The sequence below is a fragment of the Mycobacterium sp. pV006 genome (assembly GCF_041287115.1).
Classification (GTDB): Bacteria; Actinomycetota; Actinomycetes; order Mycobacteriales; family Mycobacteriaceae; genus Mycobacterium.
In genome coordinates this window covers 41,022-53,426 of the sequence record NZ_JBGGKT010000011.1, presented here as the reverse complement: position 1 = coordinate 53,426, position 12,405 = coordinate 41,022, and the positions used below count along the sequence as shown (strand labels likewise).

General features: G+C 67.2%; 12 protein-coding genes. 7 read left to right on the top strand and 5 right to left on the bottom strand.

Annotated features, from left to right (window positions below):
- Position 1: 1 nt before the first annotated feature.
- The 3 genes from ACAG25_RS17560 to ACAG25_RS17550 all read right to left on the bottom strand — a co-directional run bounded on the left by ACAG25_RS17560 (position 2) and on the right by ACAG25_RS17550 (position 2,594).
- Positions 2-226, bottom strand: a complete 225-nt coding sequence (locus ACAG25_RS17560; protein WP_370489743.1) for a hypothetical protein — start codon at positions 224-226, stop codon at positions 2-4.
- A gap of 92 nt (positions 227-318) precedes the next feature.
- Entirely contained in the window at positions 319-1,425 is a 1,107-nt protein-coding gene (locus ACAG25_RS17555) for an acyl-CoA dehydrogenase family protein (RefSeq protein WP_370489742.1), read from the bottom strand.
- An 8-nt stretch (positions 1,426-1,433) separates the two neighbouring features.
- Positions 1,434-2,594 carry an acyl-CoA dehydrogenase family protein gene (locus ACAG25_RS17550; protein ID WP_370489839.1) on the bottom strand — a complete coding sequence of 387 codons (1,161 nt, stop codon included), beginning with the start codon at positions 2,592-2,594 and terminating at the stop codon, positions 1,434-1,436.
- A gap of 464 nt (positions 2,595-3,058) precedes the next feature.
- On the opposite strand from ACAG25_RS17550, the gene ACAG25_RS17545 reads away from it, so the two are divergent.
- Positions 3,059-3,958, top strand: a complete 900-nt coding sequence (locus ACAG25_RS17545) for a hypothetical protein (RefSeq protein WP_370489741.1) — start codon at positions 3,059-3,061, stop codon at positions 3,956-3,958.
- Positions 3,959-3,966: 8 nt separating this feature from the next.
- On the opposite strand, the gene ACAG25_RS17540 is transcribed toward ACAG25_RS17545, so the two are convergent.
- Entirely contained in the window at positions 3,967-4,752 is a 786-nt protein-coding gene (locus tag ACAG25_RS17540) for a DUF1460 domain-containing protein (RefSeq protein WP_370489740.1), read from the bottom strand.
- Positions 4,753-4,864: 112 nt separating this feature from the next.
- On the opposite strand from ACAG25_RS17540, the gene ACAG25_RS17535 reads away from it, so the two are divergent.
- The 4 genes from ACAG25_RS17535 to ACAG25_RS17520 all read left to right on the top strand — a co-directional run bounded on the left by ACAG25_RS17535 (position 4,865) and on the right by ACAG25_RS17520 (position 9,854).
- Positions 4,865-5,761: a lytic murein transglycosylase gene (locus tag ACAG25_RS17535; protein ID WP_370489739.1), complete on the top strand. Its 897-nt coding sequence runs from the start codon at positions 4,865-4,867 to the stop codon at positions 5,759-5,761.
- Positions 5,762-5,873: 112 nt separating this feature from the next.
- A complete protein-coding gene (locus ACAG25_RS17530) occupies positions 5,874-7,328 on the top strand; it encodes a hypothetical protein (protein ID WP_370489738.1) in 1,455 nt (484 codons plus the stop codon).
- 244 nt (positions 7,329-7,572) lie between these two features.
- Positions 7,573-8,631, top strand: a complete 1,059-nt coding sequence (locus ACAG25_RS17525) for a DUF1214 domain-containing protein (protein WP_370489737.1) — start codon at positions 7,573-7,575, stop codon at positions 8,629-8,631.
- Between the two features lie 8 nt (positions 8,632-8,639).
- Positions 8,640-9,854: a sulfotransferase gene (locus ACAG25_RS17520; protein ID WP_370489736.1), complete on the top strand. Its 1,215-nt coding sequence runs from the start codon at positions 8,640-8,642 to the stop codon at positions 9,852-9,854.
- Between the two features lie 2 nt (positions 9,855-9,856).
- Here ACAG25_RS17520 and ACAG25_RS17515 read toward each other — a convergent pair whose 3' ends face one another.
- The gene (locus tag ACAG25_RS17515; protein ID WP_370489735.1) at positions 9,857-10,477 is read right to left on the bottom strand and encodes a DUF4126 domain-containing protein; all 621 of its coding nucleotides are present in this window, start codon (positions 10,475-10,477) and stop codon (positions 9,857-9,859) included.
- A 96-nt stretch (positions 10,478-10,573) separates the two neighbouring features.
- On the opposite strand from ACAG25_RS17515, the gene ACAG25_RS17510 reads away from it, so the two are divergent.
- Both ACAG25_RS17510 and ACAG25_RS17505 read left to right on the top strand, forming a co-directional pair.
- A complete protein-coding gene (locus tag ACAG25_RS17510; protein WP_370489734.1) occupies positions 10,574-10,993 on the top strand; it encodes a hypothetical protein in 420 nt (139 codons plus the stop codon).
- A gap of 193 nt (positions 10,994-11,186) precedes the next feature.
- Entirely contained in the window at positions 11,187-12,359 is a 1,173-nt protein-coding gene (locus ACAG25_RS17505) for a tyrosine-type recombinase/integrase (RefSeq protein ID WP_370489733.1), read from the top strand.
- Positions 12,360-12,405: the final 46 nt, after the last annotated feature.

Genomic DNA, 12,405 nt, shown 5'->3' with positions numbered 1-12,405 from the left:
GCTACTTGAACCACTTCCACGGTTTGTCCCAGTGCCCGGGCGGCACACCGACCCACTGACCGATGTGGCCCGGCGGGATACCGACGGCCTGTCCGACGTGCCCTGGCGGGGGCGGCGGATACCACCAATGCGGGTCGGCCGTTGCCGTGCCCGCACCGAACACTGTCGCTGCCGCACCGAGGCCACCGGCGATCATGACGCCGGCCATCAACTTTTTCGCCTGCATCGTGCACTCCTGCCTGTTGGATGCTCGTTGCAATGTCTCTACGGTCTGTCGAATTCCCGCCCGTGGGCGTTACGAAGCCTGTTCGGGCCCGGTCAGACGGTGATCACCTCGTAGTCGTCCAACACACCGACCAGCGTGTGCAGCTGATCCTGCGACGACCCGAGCGTGTTCTCGATCGCCGTGAGCCGGGCCGCGTAGTGGCTGATCGGGTACTCGGCGGTGACACCGATACCGCCGTGCAGCTGGATGGCCTCCTGGCTGATGTGTCGCCCGGATCGGCCGATCTGCAGTTTCGCCCGTGCCGCGATGACGGGGTCGAGGTTGCCGTCGGCGATCGACATGGCCGCGTACATCGTCATGCTGCGCGCGAGTTCGAGGGACACGTACATGTCGGCGGCGCGCTGGGTGAGCGTCTGGAACTTGCTCAGCGTGACGCCGAACTGCTTGCGTTGCGTCAGGTACTCGGAGGTCAGGCGCAGGGCCTCCTCCATCGCACCGAGCGCCTCGGCGCACAGTGCCGACGACATGCGGACCAGGGCGCGGCTGATCGCCTCCGACGCGTCGGCGCCGTCGCCGAGCGGCCGAGCGGCCGTGGCGTCGAAGTCGACCTGCGCGGCGCGCAGACCGTCGAAGGTGCGGTACGGCTGCCGACGCGCGGCAGCCGCGTCGACCAGGAAGAGGCCGGTCCCGCCGTCGGGCAGCGCGGCGCTGACGACGAGGGTATCGGCGCTGTCGCCGGCCAGCACCGGGTTCTTCGTCCCCGTGATCGTCCACGAATCACCCTGCTGCGCAGCAGTTGTGGTCACCGTCGTCGACGGTCCGCGAGTGCCCGGCTCGAAATGGGCGAACGCCAGCAGGTGCTGCCCGGCAGCGACCTCGTCGAGCATCGCCTTCTGCTCGTCGGTGCCGACCTCTGCGATCAACGAACCCGGGCCCAGGGCGGCGTGCAGCACCGGCTCGGGAGCCAGGCGCCGACCGATCTCGGCCATCGCGGCCATCACCTCGATCTGACCGCCGGCGTCCTCCTCGAAACCCAGGCCCAGCAGCCCGATCTCGGCCAATTGGCTCCAGACTTCCCGGCTCCACCCGGACTCGGAATCGATGACTTCGAGCCGACGTTCGACCGGATAGGCGCGTGAGAGCACATCTTTGGTGGTGTCGCGGAGCAGGACCTGCTCTTCGCTGAGTTGAAAGTCCATGGCTTACCTCACAATCCGAGAATCGTCGACGCGATGATGGTGCGCTGCACCTCGTTGCTGCCGCCGTAGATCGATGTCTTGCGGTAGTTCAGATAATGCGGAGCGGCGTGCTGCGCCCATACCGGCGAGGCGATGTCGTCACCCGCGTCGAAGGGCAGTGCGTCGAGGCCGGCGACCTCGACGGCCAGTTCTGTGGTCAGCTGCTGGAGTTCGGTGGCGCGCAGCTTCAACACCGACGAGGCCGGGTTGGGCTTGCCGGCCGACGATCCGGACACCACCCGCATCTGGGTGAGTTCCAGTGCGACGACATCGTTTTCGAGTTCAGCGAGCCGCGCGGCGAACAGCGGATCGTCGAGCAGGCCGATCTTCTTGGCGCGGGCCTTGATATCGGACAGCTTGACCTTGGTGCGGCCGATGTGGGTGATGCCGGTGCGCTCGTTGCCGAGCAGGAATTTGGCGTAGCTCCACCCCTGGTTCTCCTCGCCGACCAGCTGATCGGCAGGCACCCGCACGTCTTCGAAGAACACTTCGTTGACCTCGTAGCTGCCGTCGATGAGTTTGATCGGCCGCAGGGTGATGCCCGGAGTCTTCATGTCCATCAGCAAGAACGAGATGCCGGCCTGCTTCTTTGGGGCGTCCGGGTCGGTGCGGACCAGGCAGAAGATCCAGTCGGCGTACTGGCCCAGCGTGGTCCAGGTCTTCTGGCCGTTGACGACGTAGCTGTCGCCGTCGCGGATGGCGGTGGTACGCAAGGACGCCAGGTCCGAGCCGGCTTCGGGTTCGGAGAACCCCTGCGCCCACCAGATGTCCAGGGCTGCGGTCGGTGGCAGGAACCGCTCCTTGAGTTCCTGGGAGCCGAACTCGGCGATCACGGGGCCGACCATCTGCGCGTTGAAGGTGAGCGGCTCCGGCACACTGGCCAGTTGCATCTCGTCACGCCAGATCTGGTGCTGGGTCTGCGTCCAGTCTTTGCCGCCCCATTCCACCGGCCAGTTCGGGACCGCGAGCCCGTGCTCGTGGAGGATCTTGTGGCTGGTGATGATGTCTTCGTGGTTGAGTTCCGTCGCGTGGCGAGACCGCTCGCGGATCTCCGCCGGGATCTTCGTCCGATAGAAGGTGCGAAGCTCGTCGCGAAATTCGGCTTCCTCGGGTGTCAGCGCCAGCTGCATGGCGGCCTCCTGCTCCATCGTTGGACTCCTTGCAGACTAACCACTTGGTTGGGACTGCAATCGAAGTGGGCGGAATCCGCGGCCGGAGCGGACTCCGCCGCCGCGAGACCCGGGTTTCCGGAGTAGCGCATCGGCGGCTCAGCCGTTCCAGATGGCAAACATGCGCAGGGGTGTCTTCAGCGCAAGCCCCGTACTCGCCACACGGATGCTGCGGCAGGGTGGCCACCGAGAGATATCGTGAAAATTGCACGTCAAAATCCTGGGCGGGCCAGGTGGGCTTTCGCTCACCCGTATCCCACCGCAACGCGCGCAGACCAGTGGCACGAACGAAACCGCACTCAAACTGACACAGCAGCAAATTATGAAGGCCTTTTCGATTGTGCGCGCTGGTGTTAGCTTGCTCACACATTGACGAGTCGATTGGGGGAAATCCGGTGAGTCTGAAGTGTCGAGCGTGCGCGACCATGGCGGCGATTGTCGTCGCGGGGGCAACCGTCGCGGTCACACCCGTCGAAGCATCCTCGGAACCGGTGCCAAGCTCGATGACATCGGTGGATCTGACGGCGTCGACGAAAGCGCTCCGGGGATGGCCGTGGCTGCCCGCACCGTCGTCGTCACGCAGCAGCGCGGACGCCGCGGCAGCGACGGTCGGTCCGCAGCAGGCAGCCACGCCCGACGACATCGATGCCGGGTTCATCGCATTCCGCAACGCGGCGCGCACCGACTTCCACGAGTTCGCCAACCGGCTGGGCTACCTCGGCAAGCAGCTGGCCGTCGGACACAACTTCGGGGAGACGATCGTGGCCAGCGCCGTCTTCAACGGCGCAGACATCGCCCGCGGCGAGGGACTGTCCACCAACCTGGGTGAGTTCGCCACCGACGTGTTCCTCGCCGCGCTCTATGTCCTCGTCGACGAGTGGACCCTGAACATCCCGGGCGCCAGCGCCACCCCGATCATCGGTCTTCCCGACCGTGGGCCCGTGGATGCGCCGAGCGCATGGTTCCACGCCTGGACCATAGCGCCGGACGAGCCGCTGCAGGTGCCGTTCCCGCCGGACTGGTTCGACCCGGAGGCCCGCTCCGCGGAAGTCCCGGAGAACGAACGATCCGTGCAGGCGTCCACGGCCGAGAAGATCGCGATGGTCGAGGACGATGACGTGAAAGAGGGCGACGAGACCGCGATCGATCCGCAGGAGCTCGTCGACCAGGCCTCCGAACAGGCTGAGACCGAAGCGGCCGACAGCAAGGCGGAGATGAGTGGCGCAGCTGACGCAGCGCCGGCCCCAGACGTAGCGAAGCCGCAGACCCGCGAGGGTGCCGGCGAGAAGCGCGCCTCGCGGACGGAGCGCGGTCGGGCGGCCTAGACCTCGATTCACCGCAGCGGACGCAGCACCACCACACCGGGGACCGTGGCCAGGTAGGCGCGCAGCGGGGTGTCGACCACTCCCATGTCCGACTCCAGGGACGACGCGTTGCGGAACATCGGCCCCGCCGGCGAATCGATGAAGATGCCGACATGGGTGACGTCGAGTCCACCGTCCTCGGCGTAGGCGCCCACATAATCGCCGGTGCGCAGGCGGCCGATCACCTCGTCGTCCACCCGGTCGCTGGGAATGTAGGACACGTCGCGGGTGACCGGCGGAAGACCAGGCAGGTACACCCCGCCGGAATCCTTCTCATTCAGGCGTTTCGACGTGCGGACCGCGTCGTCGCTGACCGCTGACGTCACGTCGGTGGCCACGGCAGGCGCCGACGCGGACCAGTCGGTGAAGAAGTGGCGCCTGCTCTGGAAGGACACCTCACCGTCCTTGTAACGGACCGCGGTGAGGCTCTCGAGGAACGAAGCGCGGTCGTTGGCGCGCTTGAGGGCTTCGACGTAGTCGGCGTAGGTGAAACAGTCCACGTGCTGCAGGTCGACGACGAGCTGTTCGGGCTCGGTCGCCGACCCGATCAGCGTGTTGGCGCCGTACGGCGTGCCCAGGAACCGGGCGGACACCGCGTCGGCGTCCCGCGCGTCCGAAGCGAGCATCGCCGCCAGGATCTGTTCGTCGTCCGCGGACATGCGCAGAGCCGGCGACGCGAGCGCGGAGGACGGCGCGAAGACCAACGCCGCGAGCACCACGGCCAGCCAGGCACAGACGATGCGGCCTCGTTTCATGTCGGCCACTCTACGGAGGTGGGCAGATGGCGACGTTGTCGTCACACTGGTCGGGAAGCCACCCGAGGGAGGGATCACTCTGAGTCGCACCCGCGCGCTGACCGGAGCCATCATGCTGACGATCGGGCTGCTCGGCGGCTGCACCTCGGCGCCCACACCCGAGCAGCACACCGCAGCGCCCACGGCCCCACCCGTGCCGGAGGCGGCGCCGCCCCCGCACGTCACGCCGCCGTGGGCGCAGCCCCGTCTGGCCGCCGAGCCGCAGCGCCTCGTCGACGACCTCGTCGCCGACGAACGGGTGCTGCGCGACCCGGCCGCGACCGAGGAATGGCTGACCGCCGCCGCGCGCCGGCAGCAGGCGGCATACCGCGCGTTCGCACGGCACCCCGAGTGGGATCCCGTCGCCCACGCCCGTCTTCCGGCGTCGCTGCGCGAGGTGTTCGACCGCAACGTCGACGCCCGTCGCCAACTCGAGGGCATGAGCTCGGTACGGGGCAAGCCCACGTTGCCGGCCTGGCACGTCGACCCGCCGGTCCCGCTGCCGGAGCTGCGGGCGCTCTACCGCGAAGCCGAAGAGGCCTCCGGTGTCGGCTGGAACTACCTGGCCGCGATCAACTTCGTCGAGACCGCGTTCGGCCGCATCCACGGCGTCAGCACCGCGGGGGCGCAAGGCCCGATGCAGTTCCTGCCGTCGACATTCGCGATCTACGGCCGCGGCGACATCTGGTCCCCGAGAGATGCCATCCTCGCGGCCGGCCGGTTCCTGGCCGCCCAGGGTTTCGCCCGCGACAAGGATGCCGCGCTCTTGCGCTACAACAACTCTCGCCAGTACGTGCGCGCGGTCAACCAGTACGCCGCCCTCATCGCAGCCGACCCGGCAGCGTTCGCGGGTTTCCATCGCTGGGACGTGTACTACCGCACCGCGGTCGGCGACGTGGTGCTGCCCGTGGGGTACCGCGCCGACCACCCGATCCGGGTCGAGGAGTACCTCGCCAGATACCCGCAATGATGTCGCTGCTCGTTTGACCGAAAGCCGCATCTGCAGCCCGGCTCGGCGCGACAATCAGAGCCGAAGCACGCGAGGAGCGGCCATGGTGCGCACAATACGGTCCTCAACGAAAATGGCGACGGCAGCATTCGCCGCAGCCGGGATCGCGGTGGCCGCGACTGTGGCTCCCCTCCCCGAACCGTCCCGCATCCAGCCCAGCGCACACCTCTGTGTGCAGACATCGGCCGCGTCGACGATCAACGTCGCTGATCTTCAACTGACCGCGTCGGTGCAGCGACTCTTGCTCGACCCCACGCCGACGCTGGCGAGCACGCCGTCGCTGATCGCCTTCGCGGACGCCGTCGATGCCGCATATGAGGCGATCGAGAAGTGGGTCCGGTACGGATTCCAGGTCGCTTCAGACATCATCGTCTGGATCCCGTACATCGGGATTCTCGGCAACCAGATCATGGTCGTCTACAGCTTCGTGGAGTCGCTGATCAACAGCGGCGTGTTCAACACCACCGACTGGCTGCGCGGCGAGGGCTCTGTGCTCAAGAACGTCGCCGACTGGGTGGTCGACCTCGGGCTCGCCACCGTGTGGCTGGGTATCGACGAGGTGGGGGCGTGGATTCCGCTGCCGCCTGTCGACATCTACCCGCCTCGGCCGCCGGCGGCAGATCTTCCCGAGGGTTTTCTCGGCGACGCGGTGGTCGGGGCATCCCATCTACTCGCTGATGTCTCCAACGCTGTCTGGAACGTCTGGGAGCCGATTCGCGGAGGCATCGACTGGACCGTCAACGCCGCCAGCGACGTCCTGGACACCGTCGGTTGGATCCCTTTCGTCCCCTTGATCAATTTCGAGCTCGTCGCGACCTGGGAGTTGATCGCCGGCGAAATCGACGCGCTCACCGGTTTCGCACACGACATGATCAACGCAGGAGACCAGTTCGTCACCGACGCCATCCAGGGGGACGGCCTGATCGCCGCGGTCGTCAACGCCTTCAACACGACCATCGGATCCATCGCAGCACGCACCGGCCAGGCGTGGCAGGCGTTGGTCGACTGGATGGGTGCGCAGGCCGATTTCTTCCTCAGTCCGTTCGACGCCGCCGGCGCCGAGGCGGATGACAGCGAGATGTCGGACGCGCCCACCGATCCGCCGCGTGTGCAACGGGCGTTGACAGCCGACGCTTCGGTATCGACACCGCCGGCCGCCGAGGAGGCCTCGACTTTGCATGAGGGTGTCGCCCTGGACGACGTTGAGGCGGTGGAGACGCAGACGTATCTTCCCGGGAATTCCGTTGCGCCACGCCAGCCCACCGAGCGGGAGGACGACCTGCGCGCGCAGATCGGCGTCGACCGTGACACCGAGACGTCCGGAGAGGACGCCGAGACGTCTGGAGAGGACGCCGAGACGGTGAGCGACGATCTGTCCGAGGAACCTTCGACCGGTGCGGACGGGGCGCCCGAGGAATACGCTGACGACGTCGGATACGACGAGGATCCCGGTGACCATCCGGCTGCCGAGGAGCCACGATCCGAGGCGAGCGTCCGCGCCGAAACAGTGCGAGACGCCGCCGCCTGAGATACGTGCGGTTGCAACCGCATCGCGACCCGACCGCATCGCGGACAGCGGACCGGACGTCACGGCCCAACGAGCGGGCGGTCGTAGAGGGTCGTCTAGGGCAACAGCGACAAAACAGTGTCTTCCTGTTGCCTGCCAATGGTTCTCAATCCCAGGTCATTCTGTTCGGGGTGGAGCGGCCTTCCGGACACTGTCATACGTGGCTAGACTCCGCTGCGATGTTCAAGGCAGGCAGCGGTACCCGATGAGTGACGACGGATGGCAGGACTTCGCCGACGGTGTACGCAAGGCCGGCGAGACGATGGCAGCGGCTACCGCCGCACTCGACGCCGCGGACCGTCACGATGGTCAACGTGCTCTGGTGCGAGCGTTGAACAATCTCGTCGGACGGTTGGAGACCGACCGAGACCGGCCCGAACTGGTGCCGTTCAACGGCTGGCGGCAGAAGTTCTTCATGGACAACCCGGATTACCGGTACTGGATCACCGACCTCCGCGACGACCGCAGCTATCGGATCATCGGCAACGTCGGGCAGTCGGTGTACCAGTCCGTCACGGTCTACAGCGGTACCGGGATCGCCGACGCGGCGGCCGTGGCGCGCCTGGACAGCGACAATCTGGGTCCCGACGCGGAGGGGAACTTCTCGATCACGCTGTCTCCCAGTGACTTCGATGGCCCCGGGCTGACGTTGCCCCCGGGTTCGTCGTCGGTGTGGGTGCGCTACGTCCATGACGGTGTCGATCCGGCCGACCCGGGTTGGTGTCGAATCGAGGCGCTCGACGCGGATTCCGCTGTCGCGCCGCCCGAACCGGACGTCGATCGGTCGTTGTCGCGGCTGGGGCGCACCTTCGCGGCGTTGCCGAACGTCCTCGAGTTCGCCGTCGCCGAGGACGTCGCGGCACCCAACGCGGTGCGGCACTGGTCGGCGATGGCCGGGGGAGCGGCGTTCACCGAACCCGGCATCCACTACGTCCGAGGCGCGTGGCAACTCGGCGACGACGAAGCTCTCGTCCTCGAGGGTGTCCCGCCGGCCTGCCGGCACTGGAACATCGTGCTGTACAACCGCTTTCTCAACTCGCTGGACTACCGGCATCGAACCGTGTCGCACACGGGCGCGTCGGTGACCCTGGCTGACGGCGGTTACCGGTTCGTGCTGGCCGCCCGTGATCCCGGGATGGCGGGCTACGACTGGCTGGACACCGAAGGGCGGAACTTCGGTGTGTTCGTGATGCGGTTCCTGCATGCCGCGGCGCCGCCGGAACTGCCCGCAGCGCGGCGCATCTCGCTCGGTGAGCTCCGATGAGTTGGCGCATGCCGCAGCGGAGCGAGACCGCGCAGCAGATCTACGCCGAAGCCGGGAAGGATCGGGCGGAGAACCCGCAACGCTACCGATTCGACGCCGACCGGGTCGTCGAACGGGCGACGCGCCGTGGTGAGTTCTCGCCGGACGATTTCGCCGACGGATGGAGATCGGGCCTCGACGCTTTCCTCGGCTCCGCCGAGCAGGACGGTAGGCTCAACGCGGTCGGGATCAGGATGGCGCTGCAATCCGCCACCGGGCGGCTGACCGCCGGCGCCCGAATCGGCCGCTACCGCAGGGATCACCCCGAGGTCTGTGCCGTCGAGATGGCCCCGCCCATCGTGATCATCGGGGGCTGGCGCACCGGCACGACGTTCCTGTTTCGGCTCCTCGGCAGTGACCCCCGCTTGCACGCACCACTGCCCGCCGAGTTGGTGGCGCCGTGGCGATTCGCCGCACCTGACCATCCGCCCGCCGCCGAGATCAGTGCGACGACAAGCGATTTGCTGCACACCCTCAACCCCGACATGGCGGTGGTGCACCCGTCCGGTCCGGCGCTGCCCGAGGAATGCGTGCTGGGCATGGGGACCGACCTGCGCAACTGGGGATTCACGTCGATGATGCGGCTGCCGTCGTACGCCGACTGGCTTGCCGGACAGGACTTCGGCGGCACCTACGCGCGGTACCGGGAGGGACTGCAACTACTCGCCGGTGGCGATACGCGTCGCTTCGTACTGAAGGCCCCGGCCCACACCGCCGAACTCGACCACCTCATCGAGACGTTCCCCGGCCTGACCGTCGTGCAGATCCATCGCGACATCGTGTCGACTCTGACCTCGGGCGCCAGCCTGTTCGCGGTGTACCGCACGACCTACAGCGACGACGTCGATCCCATCGAGGTCGGACGCCAGCAGGTCGACCAGAGCGAGCTCTGGTTGCGGCGTGCCGTCGCGGTGCGCCGCGAGATCGCGCCCGACGCCGCGACGTTCCTCGACCTCGACTACCGCGACCTGGTCGACAACACCGCCCACGTGGTAGCACGGGTCTACGCGGCGGCAGGGATGGCGCCGCCGAACGACCTGAACGGCTTCATCGGCGCCTATCACCGAGCGCACCCCCGCGAGGCGGGCGGGCATCGCTACACCCCTGAGGAATTCGGCATCCGGCCCGACGAGGTCCGAGAGCGGTTCGCGTTCCTCGACGAGATCGCGCCGGGGACACGCTGAGGTCAACCGCTCGCGGCGCCGATCGGAGGTGTCGGGCCCCGGCCCTTGCCGCGGCGTCGGATCCGCCGCCAGAGTCGCCACCCCACCCACATCAGCGCTGCCAGGGCCACCACGACCAGCAAGGGGATCAGCAGGGCAACGAACACCAGCCCCACGCTGGCCGCATCCTCCACCGTCGACAGCACAGGCGCGGCCACTCCCGCAGTGGCGACATTGGCGGCTGGTCGCACCGCTGACTTCGCCAGCGAAACCACCAACGCCACGACGACACCGATCAGCACCGGCACCCACTGCCCCGACTGCGCCCACTGGCCGGGATCGGAAACAGCCGCCGTCTCCGCGGCGGTACCCGAGCCGAACACGATGCCGCCCGCCGCAGGACGTACGAATGTTTGGACCGTGTCGTTGATCGAATCCAGCGCCGGCACCTTATCGGCGACGATCTCCACCGCCAGCAACACCGCCACAATCGCCAGAACCCAGCCGTTCTCGAGCCACGACCAGCTCGTAGGCAGGCTGACGAGGTCGGTGAAACGCGCCAGGATCCCCAGCATCAGCATGGGGATGTAGGCGTTCAGGCCGGCCGCGGTCGACAGCCCGAGACCCGTGAGCAACTGCTCCATGCCGTTCAGTATGGGCACGGTGCCGCAAAGCCGGCAGCGTCTGTCGGGACTGCGGCTACTGTCACCTCGAGATCAACGTCGTGACCAGAGGTGACCATGTTGGAGATCGAGCTGGGTGATTGGGCGACCTGGGTCGGCTCGATCGGCACCATCGGAGCGTTCATCGTGGCCTTCTGGCAGATCCGGCGTGAACGGGTCGAGCGGCAGAAGCGCGAGCATCGCGAATGGTGGGAACGCCGACGAGCACATGCCGATCGGGTCTCCGCGTGGGCCACGACCGGTCAGGTCCGCATCCGCAACGCGTCCGGTCACCCGATTCACGACGTGGTCGTGATCTGCGCCAACGGCAGCGAGCACGTTGTCGACCTGGTGCCACCCGGTGACCACGACCGATCCGAGCCGGGTCTGGCCCCGGGTCCGGTGACCGTCGAGTTCACCGACCAACGGGGCGAGCGCTGGCGGCGGGAGCCCGGGCAACCGCCGCACGTGATGGATGGAAAGCGTCAGACCGATTAGCTGACCTGGGAGAATCTGGTGCCCCCGGCAGGATTCGAAGTAGCTGACAGCTACAATTGTCATTGCAGCGTGAGCAGCGAAAACCATCGCTGAGCTGCGTGACCAGCACAAACCACCGTTGAGGCTGACTGAGATTCTGCGCAGATCGTTTAGAGTCACTATTGCCCGTTTGTTGCCCATCTAGGAGACGGTCATGCCGCGCACGAAGTCGCCCGCGAAGCCCGTCGGCGAACGCACCCGACGACAGTTCGGGCGACTGCGGCAGCGCGCGAGCGGTCGATGGCAGGCCGGGTACCTGCACCACGGCGCGGTCTATAACGCGCCCGCGACGTTCCCGACGAAAGCGAGCGCGGTCGCCTGGCTTGAGGACGAGCGCGAGCTGATCGAGCTTGATCGTCGCAACCCCGGCGCATGGGCACCGCCCGCTGAGCGCGTCGCCAGACGGCAAGCCGAGAAGCTGACACTCGACCGCTACGCGCAGTCGTGGCTCGCCGCCAAGACGAAGCTGGCCCGTCGCACGCGCGACCTGTACGAGTCGCAGCTCGACAATCTGATCGTCCCGGCACTCGGCGATCACGCGCTCGCTGAGATCACGCCCGAGATTGTGCGGCGGTGGTTCGCCGAGTTGGGCAGCGAGCACGAGTCGCGCAACGCGAAGGCTTACGCGCTGCTGCGCTCGATCTTCAACACCGCCGTTGACGACGGGCTGGTCGCGAGCAATCCATGCCGGATTAAGGGCGCAGCGCAGGTCAAGCACGCGAAGCACAGCATTGTGCTGCTTGACGCTGCTCAGCTGACGCAGCTCGCCGAGAAGATGCCCGACGATCTGCGACTGACGGTGCTGCTCGCTGGCTGGTGCGGGCTGCGGCGCGGCGAGCTGTTCGCGCTGCGTCGTTGTGACGTCGCCGCTGACGGCTCGATGGTGCGCGTCGAGCGCGCGGTGACGTATCGGCATGGGAAGCACGAAGTCGGGCCGACGAAGACGCGCGAGTCGCGTCGCGAAGTGTCGGTGCCGCCGCACATGCGGCCCGCCGTCGTGCAGCACTTGCAGCAGCACGTCGGTTCTGACGATGACGCGCTGCTGTTCACCGAACCGGGCACCGGATCGTTCGCGGGCGAGAAGCGGTTCAGAGCTGCGTGGGAATCTGCGCGCGACGCGATCGGTAAGCCCGATCTGCACTTCCACGACTTGCGGCACTGCGCGGGTGTGCTTGTCGCGCTGACGGGCGCGACGCTGCGCGAGATCATGGGCAGGCTCGGGCACACGTCGCCGAACACTGCGATGCGCTATCAGCACATCGCCGAAGGGCGCGCTGCTGCGCTCGCTGATCGACTGTCGATGCTCGCGCAGCTGAGCGACACCTGAGCCGAAAGACGCTGGCAGTTCTACGACTTCGTCGTAGTTCTCACGC

Coding starts and splice junctions, on each gene's coding strand:
- ACAG25_RS17560 (WP_370489743.1), bottom strand. CDS start 226: ATGCAGGCGAAAAAGTTGATGGCCGGCGTCATGATCGCCGGTGGCCTC.
- ACAG25_RS17555 (WP_370489742.1), bottom strand. CDS start 1,425: ATGGACTTTCAACTCAGCGAAGAGCAGGTCCTGCTCCGCGACACCACC.
- ACAG25_RS17550 (WP_370489839.1), bottom strand. CDS start 2,594: ATGCAGCTGGCGCTGACACCCGAGGAAGCCGAATTTCGCGACGAGCTT.
- ACAG25_RS17545 (WP_370489741.1), top strand. CDS start 3,059: ATGGCGGCGATTGTCGTCGCGGGGGCAACCGTCGCGGTCACACCCGTC.
- ACAG25_RS17540 (WP_370489740.1), bottom strand. CDS start 4,752: ATGAAACGAGGCCGCATCGTCTGTGCCTGGCTGGCCGTGGTGCTCGCG.
- ACAG25_RS17535 (WP_370489739.1), top strand. CDS start 4,865: ATGCTGACGATCGGGCTGCTCGGCGGCTGCACCTCGGCGCCCACACCC.
- ACAG25_RS17530 (WP_370489738.1), top strand. CDS start 5,874: ATGGCGACGGCAGCATTCGCCGCAGCCGGGATCGCGGTGGCCGCGACT.
- ACAG25_RS17525 (WP_370489737.1), top strand. CDS start 7,573: ATGAGTGACGACGGATGGCAGGACTTCGCCGACGGTGTACGCAAGGCC.
- ACAG25_RS17520 (WP_370489736.1), top strand. CDS start 8,640: ATGCCGCAGCGGAGCGAGACCGCGCAGCAGATCTACGCCGAAGCCGGG.
- ACAG25_RS17515 (WP_370489735.1), bottom strand. CDS start 10,477: ATGGAGCAGTTGCTCACGGGTCTCGGGCTGTCGACCGCGGCCGGCCTG.
- ACAG25_RS17510 (WP_370489734.1), top strand. CDS start 10,574: ATGTTGGAGATCGAGCTGGGTGATTGGGCGACCTGGGTCGGCTCGATC.
- ACAG25_RS17505 (WP_370489733.1), top strand. CDS start 11,187: ATGCCGCGCACGAAGTCGCCCGCGAAGCCCGTCGGCGAACGCACCCGA.